Source organism: Variovorax sp. 20P10.2.4 (assembly GCF_058244205.1).
Genome location: NZ_JBZAYE010000084.1, coordinates 1 through 18,550, shown reverse-complemented (window position 1 = coordinate 18,550; position 18,550 = coordinate 1). Strand labels below are relative to the sequence as shown.

Sequence of the window (18,550 nt, the reverse complement as noted above, 5' to 3'; positions counted from 1 at the left end):
ACCTGCACGTCCACACCTGGCAATCCGACGACACGCAGCAGATCTCCACGCTCGACCAGGTGCTGGCCAAGGCCTTCGACCGCTTCGGCCTCGACTGGGTCGCGATCTCGGACCACCTGCGCCTCTCGTCCTACGACAACGACGGCCGCACCCTGCCCGCGCAGATCCCGTTCTCCGAAGGCATGGCCAAGTACCAGGTGCCGCGCATCAAGGCGCTGCAGGCCAGCGGCAAGTACGCCGACAAGACCATCTTCGCCTCGGCCGAATGGGACATGCCCGCGCACGACCACGGCAACGTCGGCATCCTGACCGACAGCCCGATGTCGGATGCCGCGCTCAAGGCCCTGAGCCAGTTCGAGTACCTGTTCACCAACCGCGACGCCGCGCTGTTCCCGGCGGCCGACGTGGCCGCCTGGGGACCGAAGGCCGGCACCGCCTACAACACCCACGCCGAGACGATGCAGGCCGTGGCCTGGCTCAAGAAGAACTATCCGACCACCAGCTACCTGCAGATCAACCATCCCTCGCGCAACCCCGGCAAGTACACGATCGCGCAGCTGCGCGAGATGAACGACCTCGCGCCCGACATCGTGTTCTCGCTCGAGGGCATGGTCGGCAACCAGATGGAACCCGACCGCGGCGGCTACAACAGCGCCTACATCGACGCCAACCTGCCCTCGCGCACCTACGGCGGCGTCGACCACCTCGTGGCCAAGCTCGGCGGCACCTGGGACGCGCTGCTGTCGGAAGGCCGCCGGATCTGGAACGTGGCCGATTCCGACTACCACTTCACCACCTCGCGCGGCCTCTACAGCAGCGGCTACGCGCCCGGCGAGTACGCCAAGAACCACCTGTTCGGCGACATCAAGGATCCGAAGTCGCTGCTCGCGGCGATGCGCGCGGGCCGGCTGTTCGCGGTCAACGGCGACCTGATCGACGCGCTCGACTTCCAGGTCAGGAGCAGCAAGGGCGCCGGCCGCATGGGCACCGAGCTCGCGGCCGCCGCGGGCGAGGAGCTGCAGATCACCGTGCGCTTCCGCAGTCCCGAGCGCAACAACTTCGAGTACCAGCTCGGCAGCGGCCTCTATGCCAACGTGAAGCCCGTGGTCGACCACATCGACCTGATCGCGGGCGACGTGACCGGCCGCGAGCAGCCCGGCACGCCCGGCTACGACCGCGCGACCAATCCGTCGACGCGCGTCGTCAAGCGCTTCACGCGCGCCGACTGGAAGCTCGATGCCGAGGGCTACTACGCCGCCAGCTTCACCGTGAAGGCCGGCGCCAACCAGTACTTCCGGCTGCGCGGCACCAACCTGGGCACCGACGTGCCCGGCGAGACCGCCAACGGCGAGCCACTGCCCGACGCGCGCACCGAGGGCAACGACAACGTGGCGCGCTTCAACGCGATCAACGCACGCAACTACGCCGACCTCTGGTTCTATTCGAACCCGGTGTTCGTGAAGGTGGCGGCGAAGTAGGCCCGGCCCGTCTTCCCCCCCTTTCCGCGCGAGAGCGCCGTGGCCCCTGGGCCCGGCGCTCTTTTTCTTGCAGCAGCGGCCGGCGCGCCCGCACCCGCGTCTCAGGGAATCTACGGATATATGAATATCTGGATGATCTTGATTGTGCTCAGTTTTTGTATACAAATAACGAACTCAAAAACGGGCGCACAAATTGCGTCGCAAGCAGGTCCTCCAACGCAACCCAATCGAAGAGACGAGGTACAGACCATGAGCACAGCCGTCAGCCAGACGCCCGCCGGGGCCAGCGCAGCCAGCGCCCCGGCGCATGCCGAATCGAATGCCCTCATCAAGCCCGGCTACGACCCGCGCCTGACCAACGAGGACCTCGCGCCGCTCAAGAAGCAGACCTGGGGGCAGTACAACATCTTCGCGTTCTGGATGTCCGACGTACACAGCGTGGGCGGCTACATCACGGCCGGCAGCCTGTTCGCGCTGGGACTGTCGAGCTGGCAGGTGCTGGTGTCGCTGCTGGTGGGCATCGTGATCGTGCAGATCTTCTGCAACCTGGTCGCCAAGCCCAGCCAGGTGACCGGCACGCCTTACCCCGTGATGTGCCGCGCCTCCTTCGGCGTGCTCGGCGCCAACATCCCGGCCATCATCCGCGGCCTGATCGCGGTGGCCTGGTACGGCGTGCAGACCTACCTCGCCTCGGCCGCCTTCATGGTGCTGGCGCTGCACATGTTCCCGAACCTCGCGCCCTACGCCGACCTGGCGCAGCACGGCTTCGTCGGCCTGTCGACGCTGGGCTGGGTCGCCTTCATGGTGATGTGGGTGCTGCAGGCCTTCGTGTTCTGGCACGGCATGGACGCGATCCGCAAGTTCATCGACTGGGCCGGTCCCGCGGTCTACGTGGTGATGGCCATCCTGTGCGGCTGGCTGGTGTGGAAGGCCGGCTGGAAGAACATCGACCTGAACCTCGGCGGCATCAAGTTCCAGGGCTGGGACGCGCTGCCGGTGATGCTGTCGGCCATCGCGCTGGTGGTCAGCTACTTCAGCGGCCCGATGCTCAACTTCGGCGACTTCTCGCGCTACGGCAAGAGCTTCGACGCGGTGAAGAAGGGCAACTTCTGGGGCCTGCCGATCAACTTCGTGTTCTTCTCGCTGCTGACCGTGATCACCACCGCCGCCACGCTGCCGGTGTTCGGCGAACTCATCACCGACCCGGTGCACACCGTGGGCAAGATCGACAGCACCACCGCCGTGGTGCTGGGCGCGCTGACCTTCATGATCGCCACCATCGGCATCAACATCGTCGCCAACTTCGTCTCGCCGGCCTTCGACTTCTCGAACGTCGCGCCGCAGCACATCAGCTGGCGCACCGGCGGCATGATCGCCGCCGTGGGCTCGGTGTTCCTCACGCCGTGGAACCTCTACAACAGTCCCGAGGTCATCCACTACACGCTCGACGTGCTGGGTTCGTTCATCGGCCCGCTGTTCGGCATCCTGATCGCCGACTACTACCTGGTGCGCAAACAGCAGATCGACGTGGATGCGCTCTACAGCATGAGCACGCAGGGCAAGTACTGGTACAGCGGCGGCTACAACCCGAAGGCGATCCAGGCGCTGATCCCCTCGGCGATCGTGCCGATCCTGTGCGTGATGGTGCCGACCCTGCGCGGCGCGGCCAACTACGCCTGGTTCATCGGCATGGCGCTGGGCTTCGTGATCTACGCGCTGCTGAACCGCAACACCAAGACCTGAACATACCGCAAGAGAAAGGGAGCGCACCGTGCGCATCAAGATCATCAACCCCAACACCACCTGGAGCATGACCGAGAAGATCGGTGCCTGCGCCCGCGCGGTGGCGCACGCCGGCACCGAGATCGTGGCCGTGAGCCCGGCCATGGGCCCGGTGTCCATCGAGAGCCACTACGACGAGGCGCTGGCCGTGCCCGGCCTGCTGCAGGAGATCGCGGCCGGCGAGCGCGACGGCATCGACGGCTACGTGATCGCCTGCTTCGGCGACCCGGGCCTCAAGGCCGCGCGCGAGCTCGCGCGCGGGCCGGTGGTGGGCATCGCCGAGGCCGCGATGCACCTGGCCAGCATGGTCGGCAGCCGCTTCAGCGTGGTCACCACCCTGGGGCGCACCATCGGCCAGGCCTGGCACCTGGCGGAGATCTACGGCATGGAGCGCTTCTGTGCCAACGTGCGTGCCTGCGAGCTGCCGGTGCTCGAACTCGAGGAACCGGGCTCGCGCGCGCGCGAACGCATCGTCGAGGAATGCCGGCGCGCGCTCGAGGAGGACGGCTCCGACTGCATCGTGCTCGGCTGCGCCGGCATGACCGACCTGTGCGAGCACATCGGCGAGCTGCTCGGCGTGCCGGTGATCGACGGCGTGGCCGCGGGCACGCAGCTGATCGAATCGCTGGTGCGGCTCAAGCTGCGCACCAGCAAGCGCGGCGAGCTCGCGCGGCCGCTGCCCAAGACCATGGTCGGCGCGCTCGAAGGCTTCACCCTCGCGAGGCCATAGCGGCATGTGCGCCCGGCACCGGCTTGCGCCAAGCGACAATCCACGGATGCCCCGCGCACGTTCCACCCCCGCTCCTTCCCCCGCCGCGCCGGTTGCGTCCGGCGACGGCCCGGCCGCCGCCAGCGAGAAGGCGGACAAGGCCAGCTCCATCGAGAGCATCGCCCAGGACATCGCCACCGCCATCGTCGAGAAGCGCCTGCCGCCCGGCACCTGGCTGCGCGAGGAGGCGCTGGGCCGCGTCTATTCGGTGAGCCGCACCAAGGTGCGCGCGGCGCTGCTGATGCTGTCGAAGGACAAGCTGATCGAGATCATTCCCGACAAGGGCGCCTTCGTCTGCCAGCCCACGGTGGAGGAAGCGCGCGAGGTGTTCGCGGTGCGCCGCATCCTCGAGCGCGAGGTGGTGCGGCTGTTCATCGCCAACGCGCGGCCGCGCGACTACCAGGCGCTCGACCAGCACATCCGCTTCGAGCGCAACGCGCTGCGCCAGACCACCACCATGGGCACGGTGCGCGAGAAGCTGCTGGGCGACTTCCACGTCGCGCTGGCCGAGGCCACCGGCAACCACACGCTGGCCGAGCTGGTGCGCGAACTGGTCGCGCGCAGCTCGCTGATCGCGATGCTCTACCACTCGTCGAACGATCCGCACTGCTCGTCCGACGAACACGCCGACTTCCTGCGCATCTGCCGCACCGGCGACGTGGAGGCCGCCGTGAACTGCATGATCGAACACCTCGACCGCATCGAGGCCAGCCTCGAGCTCGGCACCGGCAAGCCCGACCGCCAGCTCGACCTGGTGAAGGCGCTGCTGGCCTGAGGAGCGCGCGCATGGCGGCCCACGACACCGGTCTCGCGCTTCGGCGCCTGCGGCTGCTGCGCGGCTTCAAGCAGAACCATTTCGCGCAGCTCATGGGCGTGCACCAGGCCACGGTGTCGCGCTGGGAGCGCGGCGACCTGCCGCTGTCGAAGGCGCAACAGGCGGCCGCGCACCGGCTGCTGGCCGCGGCGCGCGATCCGAGCCAGGACGCCGCTCTCAAGCGGCTGGTGGAGTCGTCCTCGCGCAAGGTGCACCTGATCTGCGACCGCACGCACCGGTTGCTCGCGGCCTCGCCCGCGCGCCAGTCCGAATGGCGCGCCGACCCGGCCGAGTTCATCGGCCGCTCGCTGATCGGCTATGCCTCGCAGGAGATCCTCGCGGCCGAGGCCACGCTCGCGGACCGCGGCTGGCACGAGGGCGAGCTGGCCACGCTCGAGATCGCGACCGCCGGCACGCTCGACCCCGTGATCCCGATCCTGCCGGGCCGCGTGCTGTGGGAGCGCATCGCGCTGGCCGACGGCAGCGCGGGACGGCTGGTCACCACCGTCGCCTGAGCGCGGACCGCCCCACGCATAACTTATGCGTGGACGGCGCGCGCGGCCTCGCGCTAGCCTCGCGGTTTCGAGAATCCCATCGCAGGAAGGAAACCGTTCCCATGACCACCCTGGTCACCGGCAGCGCCGGCCATCTCGGCGAAGCACTGATGCGCCATCTGCGCGCGAACCCCAGCACCTGGGGCGAGGCCCGCGGCATCGACCTGCTCGCCTCGCCCTTCACCGACCGCACCGGCTCCATCGCCGACCGCGGCTTCGTGCGCGAGTGCATGCGCGGCGTGCGCACGGTGCTGCACACCGCCACCCTGCACAAGCCGCACGTGGGCACGCACGTGAAGCAGGACTTCGTCGAGACCAATATCGCGGGCACGCTCGCGCTGCTCGAGGAGGCGGTGGCGGCCGGCGTGCAGGCCTTCGTGTTCACGAGCACCACCAGCAGCTTCGGCTCGGCGCTCACGCCGGCCGCGGGCGAGCCCGCCGCCTGGATCACGGAAGAGGTGACGCCGATCCCGAAGAACATCTACGGCGCGACCAAGACCGCGGCCGAGGACCTGTGCCAGCTGTTCCACCGCGAGCACGGCCTCCATGCGATCGTGCTGCGCACCTCGCGCTTCTTCCCCGAGGACGACGACGATCCGCGCGCGCGCGAACGCCACTCGCTCGAGAACGCGCAGGCCAACGAGCTGCTGCACCGCCGCGCCGACATCGCGGACATCGTCGAGGCGCACCTGTGCGCGGCACGGCGCGCACAGGCGCTGGGCTTCGGCCGCTACATCGTCTCGGCCACCACGCCCTTCGCGCGCGACGAGCTCGCGCTGCTGCGCAGCGATGCGCCGGCCGTGCTGCGCCGACATTTCCCCGACTGCGAGGCGCTCTACGAACGGCGCGGCTGGACCCTGCCCGCGCAGCTCGATCGCGTGTACGTGAACGAACGCGCGCGGCGCGACCTGGGCTGGGCACCGAAGCACGACTTCGCGCAGGTGCTGCAAAGCCTGCGCGAGGGCCGCGACTTCCGCAGCGAACTGGCGCATGCCGTGGGCAGCAAGGGCTACCACGCGCAGCGCTTCGAGGACGGTCCCTACCCGGTGGCCTGAACCCGCCGCGGCACGGCCTCCGGCCCACCCGGGCCCTCCGGGTTTTCCTCAGTCCGGATTGCCGCATAAATTGTATACAGTTTCGCGTACACCAGATGCGGTGGACGCGCCCGACGACTGCGCGCCGCACCTCTCCCTGTCTTTCTCTCATTGCCGCAGCAGGAGATTCACGATGACGGCCGACTCCCTTTCCCCAGTCCATCCGGTGGACCAGCGCCTGCCCGCCGGCAAGCTCACCGCCCTGGGCCTGCAGCACGTGCTGGTCATGTACGCGGGCGCGGTCGCGGTCCCGCTGATCGTGGGCCGCGCGCTCAAGCTCTCGCCCGACGAGGTCGCGCTGCTGATCTCGGCCGACCTGTTCTGCTGCGGCATCGCCACGCTGATCCAGGCGCTCGGCGCCACGCAGTGGTTCGGCATCAAGCTGCCCGTGATGATGGGCGTGACCTTCGCCTCGGTGGCGCCCATGGTGGCCATCGCCAACGCCAACCCGGGCCAGAACGGCGCGCAGCTGCTGTTCGGCGCCATCATCGGCGCGGGCATCGTCTCGATACTGATCGCGCCCTTCGTGAGCCGCATGCTGCGCTTTTTCCCGCCGGTGGTCACGGGCACCATCATCGCGGTGATCGGCATCAGCCTGATGCGCGTGGGCATCAACTGGATCTTCGGCAATCCCGTGGGCCCGACGGCGCCCGCGCTGGTCGATCCGGTCTACGCCAAGTGGCTGGCCGAAGTCACCTCGCCCGGCAGCTCCATCCCCGCGGTGCCCAAGGGCTTCGCGATCATGCCCACCGTGCCCAATCCCAAGTACGCCGACCTCTCGGGCCTGGGCGTGGCCGCGCTGGTGCTGGTGTCGATCCTGCTGATCGTGAAGTACGCCAAGGGCTTCGTCGCCAACATCTCGGTGCTGCTGGGCATCGTCATCGGCGCGGTCGTGGCCTCGCTCACCGGCCTCATGACCTACGAGAAGGTCGGCAAGGCCGCGTGGTTCGACATCGTGCTGCCCTTCCACTTCGGCATGCCGCAGTTCGACCCGATCCTGATCCTCACGATGACGCTGATCATGGTGGTGGTGATGATCGAATCGACCGGCATGTTCCTCGCGCTCGGCGAGATGACCGAGCGCAAGATCTCGCAGCAGGACCTCGCCAAGGGCCTGCGCACCGACGGCCTGGGCACGCTGATCGGCGGCATCTTCAACACCTTCCCCTACACCAGCTTCTCGCAGAACGTGGGCCTGGTCGCCGTCACCGGCATCAAGAGCCGCTATGTCTGCGTGGCCGGCGGCGTGATCCTGATCGTGCTGGGCCTGCTGCCGAAGATGGCGGCGCTGGTCGAGTCGCTGCCCACCGTGGTGCTCGGCGGCGCGGGCCTCGTGATGTTCGGCATGGTGGCCGCCACCGGCATCCGCATCCTCTCGGGCGTGGACTTCAAGCACAACCGCCACAACGCGATGATCGTCGCGGTCTCGATCGGCGTCGGCATGATTCCGCTGATCGCGCCCAACTTCAAGCAATGGATGCCGCATGCGATCCACTCGCTGATCGAGTCGGGCATCCTGCTGGCGTCGATCGCGGCGGTGCTGCTGAACCTGTTCCTCAACGGCGCGAAGCACGACGAGAAGGCGGTGATCGCGGCGGCCAAGCATGCGGATGCGCACTGAGCCGCTGCACGCCACAACGAACGAAGGGGCCGACGGCCCCTTTTTTCATGCAGCGCGCACGGCCTCTGCTAAACCGCGTGCGCCGGCACGCCGCGCTGCGAGGCATGCCAGCCGAGCAGCCGCTCCTCGGCCAGCTCGATCCCCTTGAACAGCACCACGCCGAGCACGCACAGCAGCGCGAGCGCGACGAACACGGTGGAGGTGTCGAAGCTGCCCTGCGCCACCAGGATCACATGGCCCAGCCCCGATTCGCCGGCCACGAACTCACCGACGATGGTGCCCACCAGCGCGAAGGACACGCCGACCTTCATGCCCGCGAACAGGCTCGGCAGTGCGTTGGGAAAGCGGATCTTCCAGAGGATGCGTCCGCGCGTGGCCTTGTTGACCCGCGCCATGTCGAGCATGTCGGGGTCTGTGGAGCGCAGCCCCAGCACGCAGTCGATCAGGATCGGGAAGATCGCGATCAGCATCGCGATCGCCACCTTGGGCAGCGCGCCGGTGCCCATCCAGATCACGAACAGCGGCGCGAGCGCGACCTTGGGCACGGCGTTGAGCGCCACCAGCAGCGAGTAGAGCGTGCGGTCGAGGAAGCGCGAGTAGACGATGCCGATGGCCGCGGCCACGCCGAGCACCACGGCCAGCACGAAGCCGTACATGGTGGTGAGCAGCGTGTCGAGCGTCTCGCGCAGCAGGTAGCCGGGCTGCGCGAGGAACTGCCCGATGATCTTCGAGGGCGCGGGCAGCAGGAAGTCGCGGATGCCGAGCAGGCGCACGCACGCCTCCCAGGCCACGAGCAGCACGGCGAGCGTGAGCAGGGCCTGGCGGCTGCGCTCGGTGTGGTTCCAGAGTGTCTTCATGGTCAGTAGGCGCCCAGTTCGCGGAAGGTTTCCTTGATGCGCGACACGTAGGCCGCGAACTCGCGCGTCTCGCGCACGTCGAGGCCGCGCGGCCGCTCGAGCTCGATCGGCAGGATGTCGGCGATGCGACCCGGGCCGCGCGCCATCATCACCACGCGCCCGCCGAGGTACACGGCCTCGGTGATCGAATGGGTGATGAAGATCACCGTCTTGCCGGTCGCCATCCAGGTGCGCTGCAGCTCCGCGTTGAGCGCATCGCGCGTGAAGGGGTCGAGCGCGCCGAAGGGCTCGTCCATCAGCAGCAGTTGCGGATCGAGCAGCAGCGCACGGCAGATCGACACGCGCTGGCGCATGCCGCCCGAAAGCTCGCGCGGATAGCGGTCCATGAAGTCGGCCAGGCCGAACAGCGCCAGCAGCTCGCGCGCGCGCGGCGCATGCCGCGCACGCTCGAGGCCATGGAACTCGGCGGCTGCCAGCACGTTGTCGAGGATGCTGCGCCATTCCAGCAGCAGGTCGCGCTGGAACACCACGCCCATGTTGTCGGGCGGCTCGGTGATCGGCACGCCGTCGAGCGCGAGCCGGCCGCTGGTGATGGGCTCGAGTCCGGCGATGCAGCGCATCAGCGTGCTCTTGCCGCAGCCGCTCGGGCCCACGATCGAAACGAACTCGCCGCGCGCGACGCCGAGGCGCACGTCCTGCAGCGCGGTGATCGGCTTGCGGCCGGACTGGTAGACCTTGTGGAGGCCGTCGATCGACAGGAAATCGGCCACGTGGTGGGCTCCGCGCGCGGGCGCTTCAGACGGAAAGGAGCGCATTGGTGTAGTAGTCGGAGGGTTTGCGGCCCGGCTTGATCTGGCCGGTCTGTTCCATCGAGCGGATCGCCGCGGCCCAGTCGGCGTCGGACTGTTGGCCGATCGGCAGGTTCTTGTCGCCCGGGCTCTGGAAGAACGGGCGGTAGGCCACGAGCTGTCCCTTGAGCACCTCGGGGTCGAGCCGCGCATTGGGCCGCTGCGCCACGATGGCGGCCACCGCCTCGTCGATGTGGTTGTCGTGGATGTACTGCCAGGCGCGCAGCTGCACGCGCGTGAACTTCGCGATCGCGGCCTGCTTCGACTCGATCGCCTTCGGCGTCGTGGCCAGCCCGTAGCTCGGGAAGCTGATGCCGCTGTCGGCCAGCAGCAGCGCGCTGGCCTTGCGGGTCTTCAGCACCATCGGCTGGCCGAACGGGGCCTGCGACATGAAGCCGTCGCTGTTGCCCGAGGCATAGGTCGAGATCATCGCGCTGGGCGTGACCATCACCAGCTCGATGCTGCTCTTGCTCATGCCGTTGGCCTTGAGGAAAGGCTCGATGAACGGCGCCCACGGGCTGGTCGTGAAGCACACGATCTTCTTGCCCGCGAGCTCCTTCGGCGACTTCACGCCCTGCGCCGCATCGGTCATGACGGCGAGGTCGCCGGTGCGCGCGAAGCCGGCGATCGAGACCAGCTCGAGTCCGTTCTCCTTCGCCACCGCCATGGTGCCGAGCGCCACCTGGCCCACGTCGACCTGCCCCGCCGCGAGCAGCTGCAGCGTCGAGATGGTGCCGGTGCCGTCCTGCACCTCGACCTCCAGGCCCTCGTCCTTGAACCAGCCCTTCTGCTGGGCCAGGTGCACCGCGCCGTGCATGCCCCAGGGCGAGAAGTCCATGCGCACGCGCAGCTTGGTGGCCCCCTGCGCCTGCGCCGTTCGCAGGCCGAGGGACAGCGCCGGGAGCGCGGCCATCGCCGCGAGGCCTTGGGTCAACGTACGTCTTTTCATCGCTTACCTCTGCTTCTTCGTCATGGGGTGGTGGGGGAATCGCGGGCGTGGCGCGGTGCTTCAGTCCGCCTTGCCGGCGCGCAGTGCCTGGGTTTGCGCGGCGTCGAGGCGCCCGCTGGCCGGATCGACCACCGCGCGGTAGTGCTGGCGCACGAAGTCGGCCGACAGCTTGTGGTCCCAGACGTCGCGCTCGATCTCTTGCGCGGGGCGCAGCAGCGGATCGCCGAAGCCACCGCCACCGGGTTGCGTGTGCGTCACCACGCTGCCTCTTGCAATGCGCATGCCAACCTTGCTCGCCAGTTCGGTGGTTTCACCGCCGTGCTGCAGCCGGTTCGAAGCGGACTTCGCGGGCAGGCCGCCCTGCAAGCCGTAGGGCTGGAACTTCATGCGGTCGGCACGCAGCTGCAGCAGCACGTCGTCGGCCAGCACGCGGTAGCTGCGCCGGATGCCGAGGCCGCCGCGGTAGCGGCCGGCACCGCAGGAGTCGGGCTCGAGCTCGTAGGCCTCGACGCGCACCGGATGCTGCGCCTCCAGCGTTTCCACCGGCGTGTTCGAGAGATTCTGCGAGGCGTTGGTGATCGCCTCGATGCCGTCGGAACCGGGGCGGCCGCCCCAGGCGCCGCAGATCATGTCGACGATGATGTAGCTGCTGCCGTCGTCCTTCTTGCCCGAGAGGCAGACCACGGTGTTGCCGCCCTCGCCCGCGGCGGGAATGCGGTCGGGCACCACCTGCGCCAGCGCGCCGAGCATCGCGTCGAACACGCGGTAGCCGGTGAGCGCGCGCGCCGCGACCGCGGCCGGCTCGATCGGGTTGAGCACGGTGCCCTCGGGCACGTGCACCTCGATGCAGCGGAACACGCCGGCGTTGTTCGGCACGTCGCCCTTCAATGCGCAGCGCACGCTGAGGTAGGTGCAGGACTTGGTGTACGACAGCGTCGAGTTGATGGCCGCGCGCACCTGCGGCGAGGAGCCGGTGTAGTCGACGCTGACGCGATCCTCGTGCACCGTGAGCGCGACGCGGATCGGGATCGGTTCGGGCGAGAGGCCGTCGTCGTCGATGAAGTCCTCGAAGTGGAAGGTGCCCTTGGGCCAGCGGCGGATCTCCTCGCGCGTGAGCCGCTCGGCATAGTCGAGCAGTTCGGCGAAGTAGCGCCGCGCATCGTCGCGGCCATAGCGGTCGAACAGCGCCGTGAGCTCGCGCACGCCCACCTGCGAGGCCGCGTACTGCGCGCGCAGGTCGCCGAGCACGCGGTCGGGCACGCGCACGTTCTGCGCGATCACGCGTTCCATGATGTCGTTGACCACGCCGCGTTCGTAGAGCTTGACCACCGGGATGCGCAGGCCTTCCTGGTAGACCTCGGTCGAGTCGCTGGCGTTCGAGCCGGGCACGCGGCCGCCCACGTCGGTGTGGTGGCAGATGACGACGCAGAAGCCCTCGAGTTCCTCGCGGTAGAAGAAAGGCACGAACATGAAGATGTCCGGCAGGTGCATGCCGCCCTGGTAGGGGTCGTTGACGATCACCGCGTCGCCCGGCGCCAGCGCGTCGCCGTAGCGCTTGCGCACCTCGGCCATGGCTTCGGGGATGGCGCCCAGGTGCAGCGCGATGGTCTTGGCCTGCGCGATCATCTGGCCGTGGCGGTCGCAGATCGCGGCCGAGTAGTCCATCACGTCCTTGACGATCTCCGAGCGCGCGGTGCGCAGCACGGTGTAGGCCACTTCGTCGACGATGGAATCCATCGCGTTCTTGACCACCGCGAAGGTGATCGGGTCGATGGCGCGGTTCATGCCGGGATCTCCTGGAGGTCGATGACGATGTTGCCGATGGCATCGGCGCGCGCGCTGCAGTGCGGCGGCACGACGATGGTGGTGTCGTAGGACTCGACGATCAGCGGCCCCTGCACCGGCTCGGCACCGAGGCTGGCACGCGGGACCACGGGTGTCGAAGCGGGCGCCTCGCCGGGCGCGAAGCTCACGAGGCGTTCGCCCTGCGTGCCCTGCAGCGCGGTGGCGTCGACGCGGCACTTGGCGAAGTCGAGCCGGAAGTCGCTGCGGCCATGGGCGCTGACGCGCAGGTTGACCAGCTCGAGCGGCTCGTCGCTGCTGTAGCCGAAGGTCTGCTGGTAGAGCGCATGGAAGTCGCGCGCCAGTTGCTCGAGCACGGCCGTGTCGAGCGTGCCCGCGGGCAGCGCCACCGTGAGTTCCGAACTCTGGCCGAGGTAGCGCAGGTCGGCGAAGCGCTCCACGCGCACCGCGTCGGCCGCATAGCCTTCGGAGGCCAGCACCGTGAAGCCCTGGTCGGCGAGCACCGCGGTGGCGCGCGCGAGCGCGGCCGGTTCGCAATCGGCCAGCGGGCGCAGCACCGCCTTCACGAAGTTGTGCTCGGCGTCGGCCGAGAGCATGCCGGCCGAACAGAAGACGCCGGCCATGATCGGCGCGATCACGCGGCGGATGCCGAGCAGCCGCGCCACCGCCACCGCATGCAGCGGGCCGCCGCCACCGAAGGCGATCATCGACATGTCGCGCGGATCGCGGCCGCGCTCCACCGTCACCGCGCGGATCGCGCGCGCCATGTTCACGTTGGCGACCTGGCGGATGCCGTGCGCCGCGGCGAGGCGGTCGAGCTTCAGCGGCCCGGCTACGTGGGCATCGATCGCCCGCGCCGACAGCTCGGGCGAGACCGGCAGGCTGCCGCCCGCGAGCGCTTGGGGATTGAGGTAGCCGAGCACCATGTTGGCGTCGGTCACGGTCGGGCGCTCGTTGCCGTTGCCGTAGCAGGCCGGCCCGGGCGAAGCACCAGCCGATTCGGGCCCGACGCACAGCAGGCCGCCGCCGTCGATCCAGGCGATCGAGCCGCCGCCCGCGCCCACCTCGGCGATGTCGATCGCGGGCACCTTGAGCACGTAGCCGCCGCCCTTGACGAAGCGGCTCGGCGCGCTGATGCCGTCGCGGAACTCGTACTCGTTGGTCAGCGAGGGCTGGCCGCCGACGATGACCGAGGCCTTGGCGGTGGTGCCGCCCATGTCGAAGACGATCAGGTCGTCGTCGCCGCCCATCGCGCCGATGCGCGCGGCACCGGCCACGCCGCCCGCCGGGCCCGAGGCCACGGCGAACACCGGCTTCTCGGTCGCGGAGGCGATGCCCATCATGCCGCCGTTGGAGGCCATCACCTGCAGCGAGGCATCGACGCCCATGTCGCGCAGGTCCTTCTTCAGGCGCGCGAGGTAGGTCTTCATCGCGGGCAGGATGTAGGCGTTGACCACCGTCGTGCTGGTGCGCTCGTACTCCTTGATCTCGGGCAGCACCTCGCACGACACGCTCAGCAGCAGCTCGGGAAAGCGCGCCTGCAGCGCGGCCTTGGCCTGGAGTTCGTGCGCCGGGTTGATGTAGCTGTTGAGGAAGCACAGCGCGACCGCGTTCACGCCGTCGGCCACCAGCTCGCCGGCCTGTTCGAGCAGGTGCTCGACGTCGAGCGGCACGACCACTTCGCCGCGCGAACCCATGCGCTCGCGCACGCCGCGGCGCCAGCGGCGCGTGGCCAGCGGCTGCGGCTTCTGCCAGCCGAGATCGAACATGGTGGGCGTACGGATGCGGCCGATCTCCAGCACGTCGCGGAAGCCCTCGGTGGTGAGCACGCCGGTGTTGGCGCCGACCTTCTGCAGGATGGTGTTCGACGCGGTGGTGGTGCCGTGCACGATCTCGGCGATGTCGCCCGGCGCGATGCCGGCCTGGTCGATCAATGCGCGCAGGCCGTTGACGATGGCCTTGCCGAGGTCCTCCGGCGTGGTGGACGTCTTGTTCACGAAGAGCCGGCCGTCGGGCATCGCGAGCACGATATCGGTGAAGGTTCCTCCGATATCGCATCCGACGCGCACGCCTTTGCTTCGCTGTGGTGCAGAACCCATTGTGATGCTCCGTTCTAGCGGGGTTGGACGATAATGGGACCGGCCTTAACTAACTAACTGGCTAGTACCATTGAGGGCGAAATATAGGAGCCGTGACCGCACGATGTCAACCTTTGTTTTGCATCTTTTTCGCGCCGGCGCCGGAAGTAGACTCGCGGCCTCGGTGGTGCCTCGCCGACATCAGGACCCATGACACACGACACAAAGACGCCCAAGCCGCGGCAGCGCAATGCCGTGGCAACGCGAGACCGGATCTTGAAGATCGCGAGCAAGGAGTTCGCCGCGCACGGCTACGACGGCGCGCGCATCGACGCGATCGTGGCCCGCTGCAAGATCAGCAAGAACCTCGTCTATCACTACTTCGACAGCAAGGAGGCGCTGTTCATCGAGGTGATGGAGCGCGCCTACGGCGCGATGCGCGAACGCCAGAACGAACTCGCGCTCACGGGCGAGGACCCGGTGCGCGACATGCGCGAGCTGGTCGAGAAGACGGTGCAGCACTTCATCGACCAGCCCGAGTTCCACCAGCTGCTGTCGACCGAGAACCTGCACAAGGCGGTGCACATCCGCAAGTCGAAGGTGATCTCGGAGATGTTCAACCCGCTGCGCACCGCGCTGTCGACCATCCTCGAGTCGGGCAAGCAGAAGGGCGTGTTCCGCCGCGATGCCGACTGGGTCGACCTCTATGTCTCGATCTCGGGCCTGGGCTCGTACTTCATCACCAACCGCTACACGCTCTCGTACGTGCTCGACGTCGACCTCGGCGCCTCGGACCGCCAGCAGTCGCGGCTCAGGCACGCCTCGGACATGGTGATCAGCTACCTCTGCGACCGCAGCGGCGACGCGGCCTAGCCGCCGCCGATCAGATCATCGCGAGCGCCGTCTTGCGCTTCGGCGGCGGATGCAGCCGGTCGAGCTTCGCGAGCACGCCGGCGTCGAGCGTCAACGAGGCCGCCGCGAAATTCTCCTTCAGATGCGCGCTGCCCACCGCCTTCGGAATCGCCGCCACGCCCGGCCGCGCGATGACCGCGGCCAGCGCGAGCTGGGCCGCGGTCACGCCGAGGTCCGCCGCGAGTTCGCCGAGCCCCTCGTCGTCGGCCAGCGCGCCCTGGTCGATCGGGCTGTAGGCCATCAGCGGGATGCCGCGCTCGCGCTGCCAGGGCAGCAGGCTGAACTCGGGACCGCGCTCGCCGAGCGACAGGTAGACCTGGTTCGCCGCGCACGAGGGGCCGCCCTGCCCCAGCGGCGCCAGTTCCTCCATGTCGTCGGTGTCGAAGTTGCTCACGCCCCAGCGCGCGATGCGCCCGCGCGCCACCAGCGCCTGCAGGGCATCGACGGTCTCGGCCAGCGGATGGCTGCCGCGCCAGTGCAGCAGGTAGAGGTCGATGGCATCGAGGCCCAGGCGCTTCAGGCTGCGCTCGCAGGCCTCGGGCGTGCCGCGCCGGCTCGCGTTGTGCGGATAGACCTTGCTGACGATGAAGAGCTCGTCGCGCCGCACCTCGTTGGCGCGCAGCGCCTCGGCCACGGCCTGGCCCACCACGGTCTCGGCGCCGCCCTCGCCGTACATCTCGGCGGTGTCGATGAGCCGGTAGCCGAGCGCGATGGCCTCGCGCACCGCGGCCACCTCGGCCTGGCGGCGGCCCGCGGCCTCGCCCATGCGCCAGGTGCCCAGCCCGAGCACGGGCATCTCGTTGCCGTTGCCGGCGCCTTGGGGAAAGGAGAGTGTTCGCATCGGGCCATGCTAGCGCCGCCCGAATGCCTGCACGCGAGTTACTTGAATTCCTCGGCCGCGATGCCGAGCTTGCGCAGCTTGTCGAACAGGGTCTGGCGCGCGATGCCCAGCGCGCCCGCGGTGGCCGGCTGGTCGCCCTGGTGCTGGCGCAGCGCCTCGACGATGACGGCACGCTCGAAGGCCTCCACCTGCTGCGGCAGGGCCTGCGGCAGCACCTCCTCGTCGCTCGCGCGCAGCAAGGTGAGCCGCTCGCCGAGCAGGCCCAGCACGAAGCGGTCGGCCACGTTGCGCAGTTCGCGCACGTTGCCGGGCCAGGCATAGGCCATCAGGTCGGCGAGCTGCGCATGGCTGGGCACCGGCGCGGGCCGGTCGTACTTCTTCGCTGCCTGCAGCGTGAAGTGCTCGAACAAGAGCGGGATGTCCTCGCGCCGCTCGCGCAGCGGCGGCAGCTCGATGAACGCCACGCCGATGCGGTAGTAGAGGTCGGCGCGGAACTTCTGCCGGTCGCTCAGCGCCTTCAGGTCCTCCTTGCTCGCGGCCACCACGCGGCAGTCGAAGGGGATCGGCTTGTTCGAGCCGATGCGCTCGATGCTGCGCTCCTGCAGCGCGCGCAGCAGCTTGATCTGCACCGCCATCGGCATGCTCTCGATCTCGTCGAGGAACAGGGTGCCGCCGCTCGCGTATTCGAACTTGCCCACGCGCGTGCGGTTGGCGCTGGTGAAGGCGCCGGCCTCGTGGCCGAACAGCTCGCTCTCGGCCAGCGCCTCGGGCAGGCCGCCGCAGTTCAGCGGCACGAAGTGCTCGCGCCGCCGCTCGCTGTGGTCGTGCAGGCAGCGCGCCACCATCTCCTTGCCGGTGCCGGTCTCGCCGTAGATCAGCACGTCGGCCGAGGTGCCGGCCAGGGTCATCACGTTGCGCCGCACCCGCTGCATCTGGGCCGAGCGGCCGATCAGCACCGACTGGATGCCGTTCCAGTTGTCGAGCGCCTCGCGCAGGCTGCGCACCTGCAGCGCCAGCTGCCGCCGCTCGATCGCATGCCGCACGATGGCCACCAGCCGCTCGGTGGTGAAGGGCTTCTCGATGAAGTCGTAGGCGCCGTCGCGCATCGCCGCCACCGCCATCGCGATGTGGCCATGGCCCGTGACCAGGATCACCGGCAGCTCGGGATCGATGCCGCGCACCTCCACCAGCCACTCGGTGCCGCTCATGCGCGGCAGCCGCACGTCGCACACCACCACCGCGGGCACGCCGAAGGCGATGTGCGGCCGCACCCGCTCCACGCTCGCGAAGGCCTCGACCTCGAAGCCCGCCAGGCCCAGCATCTGCGCGGTGCTCAGGCGCACGTCGTCGTCGTCTTCGACGAGCAGCACGCGGATGGCGGAGGCTTCGTTGGCGGGCGGTGGTGTCATGGGTGGGCGTGGGGGCTGGCGGCCGGCAGGTCGACGACGAAGTATGCCCCGCCGCCCTCCCGGTTGTCCGCCCGCAGACCGCCGTTCATGGCGCGCACGAGTTGCGCGCACAGCACGAGGCCCAGCCCCAGCCCCGAACCCGCGGGCTTGGTGGTGACGAAGGGCTCGAACAGCTTCGGCACCACGTCGTCGCGGATGCCGGGGCCGGTGTCGCTCACCGTCAGCACCGCGCGGCCGTCCTCGCTGAGCCGCCCCTGCAGGCGCAGCACGCGCTGCGGCATGTGCTCCATGGCCTCGATCGCGTTGCGCATCAGGTTCACCAGCACGCTGCCGAGCGCGGCCTCGTCGGCCATCACGGCGAGCTGCGGCGGCTCGATGTCGACCTCGACCTGCACGCCGTGCTTCTGCTCGGCGCCAGCGACGATCACGCGCGCATCGTCGATCGCGGCGGCCAGCGCCACGGGCGAGGGGCCGAGCTGGTTCTTGTGCGAGAAGGTCTTGAGCTGCGCGGTCAGCCGCGCCAGGCGGTCGACCATGTCGCGGATGCGCTTGAGGTTGCCGCGCACCTCGTCGTGGCGTTCGTGGTCGAGCAGGATGGCCGCGCTCTCCGACAGCGTGCGCATCGCGGTCAGCGGCTGGTTGAGCTCGTGCGCGAGGCCGGCCGACATCTGGCCCAGCGCGGCCATCTTGCCGGCCTGCACCAGCTCGTCCTGCGCGGCGCGCAGCTGCGCGGTGCGCGCC

At 69.1% G+C, this 18,550-nt stretch carries 16 protein-coding genes; 8 read left to right on the top strand and 8 right to left on the bottom strand.

Annotated features, from left to right (window positions below; genetic code table 11):
* The 7 genes from AC27VN_RS11195 to AC27VN_RS11165 all read left to right on the top strand — a co-directional run.
* A partial coding sequence (locus AC27VN_RS11195; RefSeq protein ID WP_490876585.1) for a CehA/McbA family metallohydrolase domain-containing protein occupies window positions 1–1,478 on the top strand: 1,478 nt, incomplete at its 5' end.
* Between the two features lie 249 nt (window positions 1,479–1,727).
* Window positions 1,728–3,221 (top strand): NCS1 family nucleobase:cation symporter-1, encoded by a 1,494-nt coding sequence (locus tag AC27VN_RS11190; protein ID WP_431510080.1) that lies wholly within the window; start codon window positions 1,728–1,730, stop codon window positions 3,219–3,221.
* A 28-nt stretch (window positions 3,222–3,249) separates the two neighbouring features.
* Entirely contained in the window at window positions 3,250–3,990 is a 741-nt protein-coding gene (locus tag AC27VN_RS11185) for an aspartate/glutamate racemase family protein (protein WP_057591522.1), read from the top strand.
* A 46-nt stretch (window positions 3,991–4,036) separates the two neighbouring features.
* Window positions 4,037–4,804 carry a GntR family transcriptional regulator gene (locus AC27VN_RS11180; RefSeq protein WP_057591523.1) on the top strand — a complete coding sequence of 256 codons (768 nt, stop codon included), beginning with the start codon at window positions 4,037–4,039 and terminating at the stop codon, window positions 4,802–4,804.
* Between the two features lie 11 nt (window positions 4,805–4,815).
* Complete coding sequence (locus AC27VN_RS11175; protein ID WP_490876584.1) at window positions 4,816–5,358, top strand: helix-turn-helix domain-containing protein; 543 nt, start codon at window positions 4,816–4,818, stop codon at window positions 5,356–5,358.
* 101 nt (window positions 5,359–5,459) lie between these two features.
* Complete coding sequence (locus tag AC27VN_RS11170) at window positions 5,460–6,452, top strand: NAD-dependent epimerase/dehydratase family protein (protein WP_490876583.1); 993 nt, start codon at window positions 5,460–5,462, stop codon at window positions 6,450–6,452.
* 172 nt (window positions 6,453–6,624) lie between these two features.
* The gene (locus tag AC27VN_RS11165; RefSeq protein WP_490876582.1) at window positions 6,625–8,112 is read left to right on the top strand and encodes a nucleobase:cation symporter-2 family protein; all 1,488 of its coding nucleotides are present in this window, start codon (window positions 6,625–6,627) and stop codon (window positions 8,110–8,112) included.
* A 68-nt stretch (window positions 8,113–8,180) separates the two neighbouring features.
* Here the strand turns inward: AC27VN_RS11165 and AC27VN_RS11160 are convergent, their stop codons facing one another.
* Genes AC27VN_RS11160 through AC27VN_RS11140 form a run of 5 tightly spaced genes read right to left on the bottom strand, consistent with a single transcriptional unit; the run spans window position 8,181 to window position 14,668 of the window.
* Window positions 8,181–8,969 (bottom strand): ABC transporter permease, encoded by a 789-nt coding sequence (locus AC27VN_RS11160; protein ID WP_203202354.1) that lies wholly within the window; start codon window positions 8,967–8,969, stop codon window positions 8,181–8,183.
* Window positions 8,970–8,971: 2 nt separating this feature from the next.
* Window positions 8,972–9,784, bottom strand: a complete 813-nt coding sequence (locus tag AC27VN_RS11155) for an ABC transporter ATP-binding protein (RefSeq protein WP_203202355.1) — start codon at window positions 9,782–9,784, stop codon at window positions 8,972–8,974.
* Window positions 9,765–10,766 (bottom strand): ABC transporter substrate-binding protein, encoded by a 1,002-nt coding sequence (locus AC27VN_RS11150; RefSeq protein WP_261210783.1) that lies wholly within the window; start codon window positions 10,764–10,766, stop codon window positions 9,765–9,767. Before AC27VN_RS11150 ends, AC27VN_RS11155 begins: the two co-directional genes overlap by 20 nt.
* 60 nt (window positions 10,767–10,826) lie before the next feature.
* Window positions 10,827–12,551, bottom strand: a complete 1,725-nt coding sequence (locus tag AC27VN_RS11145) for a hydantoinase B/oxoprolinase family protein (RefSeq protein ID WP_490876581.1) — start codon at window positions 12,549–12,551, stop codon at window positions 10,827–10,829.
* A complete protein-coding gene (locus AC27VN_RS11140; RefSeq protein WP_398500665.1) occupies window positions 12,548–14,668 on the bottom strand; it encodes a hydantoinase/oxoprolinase family protein in 2,121 nt (706 codons plus the stop codon). Before AC27VN_RS11140 ends, AC27VN_RS11145 begins: the two co-directional genes overlap by 4 nt.
* A gap of 189 nt (window positions 14,669–14,857) precedes the next feature.
* On the opposite strand from AC27VN_RS11140, the gene AC27VN_RS11135 reads away from it, so the two are divergent.
* A complete protein-coding gene (locus AC27VN_RS11135; protein WP_093340533.1) occupies window positions 14,858–15,520 on the top strand; it encodes a TetR/AcrR family transcriptional regulator in 663 nt (220 codons plus the stop codon).
* Between the two features lie 10 nt (window positions 15,521–15,530).
* On the opposite strand, the gene AC27VN_RS11130 is transcribed toward AC27VN_RS11135, so the two are convergent.
* The 3 genes from AC27VN_RS11130 to AC27VN_RS11120 all read right to left on the bottom strand — a co-directional run.
* The gene (locus AC27VN_RS11130; protein ID WP_490876580.1) at window positions 15,531–16,400 is read right to left on the bottom strand and encodes an aldo/keto reductase; all 870 of its coding nucleotides are present in this window, start codon (window positions 16,398–16,400) and stop codon (window positions 15,531–15,533) included.
* 38 nt (window positions 16,401–16,438) lie between these two features.
* On the bottom strand, window positions 16,439–17,809 hold the full coding sequence (locus tag AC27VN_RS11125) for a sigma-54-dependent transcriptional regulator (RefSeq protein ID WP_209544087.1): 1,371 nt from the start codon (window positions 17,807–17,809) through the stop codon (window positions 16,439–16,441).
* Window positions 17,806–18,550, bottom strand: a 745-nt coding sequence (locus tag AC27VN_RS11120; RefSeq protein WP_490876579.1) for a sensor histidine kinase, incomplete at its 5' end; no start/stop codon positions are given. The genes AC27VN_RS11120 and AC27VN_RS11125, both read right to left, overlap by 4 nt.

Bases quoted from the DNA above. Each gene is read 5' to 3' on its own strand.
- AC27VN_RS11125 (WP_209544087.1), bottom strand. From the start codon at position 17,809: ATGACACCACCGCCCGCCAACGAAGCCTCCGCCATCCGCGTGCTGCTC.
- AC27VN_RS11190 (WP_431510080.1), top strand. From the start codon at position 1,728: ATGAGCACAGCCGTCAGCCAGACGCCCGCCGGGGCCAGCGCAGCCAGC.
- AC27VN_RS11130 (WP_490876580.1), bottom strand. From the start codon at position 16,400: ATGCGAACACTCTCCTTTCCCCAAGGCGCCGGCAACGGCAACGAGATG.
- AC27VN_RS11150 (WP_261210783.1), bottom strand. From the start codon at position 10,766: ATGAAAAGACGTACGTTGACCCAAGGCCTCGCGGCGATGGCCGCGCTC.
- AC27VN_RS11155 (WP_203202355.1), bottom strand. From the start codon at position 9,784: ATGCGCTCCTTTCCGTCTGAAGCGCCCGCGCGCGGAGCCCACCACGTG.
- AC27VN_RS11145 (WP_490876581.1), bottom strand. From the start codon at position 12,551: ATGAACCGCGCCATCGACCCGATCACCTTCGCGGTGGTCAAGAACGCG.
- AC27VN_RS11165 (WP_490876582.1), top strand. From the start codon at position 6,625: ATGACGGCCGACTCCCTTTCCCCAGTCCATCCGGTGGACCAGCGCCTG.
- AC27VN_RS11180 (WP_057591523.1), top strand. From the start codon at position 4,037: ATGCCCCGCGCACGTTCCACCCCCGCTCCTTCCCCCGCCGCGCCGGTT.
- AC27VN_RS11160 (WP_203202354.1), bottom strand. From the start codon at position 8,969: ATGAAGACACTCTGGAACCACACCGAGCGCAGCCGCCAGGCCCTGCTC.
- AC27VN_RS11135 (WP_093340533.1), top strand. From the start codon at position 14,858: ATGACACACGACACAAAGACGCCCAAGCCGCGGCAGCGCAATGCCGTG.
- AC27VN_RS11140 (WP_398500665.1), bottom strand. From the start codon at position 14,668: ATGGGTTCTGCACCACAGCGAAGCAAAGGCGTGCGCGTCGGATGCGAT.
- AC27VN_RS11170 (WP_490876583.1), top strand. From the start codon at position 5,460: ATGACCACCCTGGTCACCGGCAGCGCCGGCCATCTCGGCGAAGCACTG.
- AC27VN_RS11175 (WP_490876584.1), top strand. From the start codon at position 4,816: ATGGCGGCCCACGACACCGGTCTCGCGCTTCGGCGCCTGCGGCTGCTG.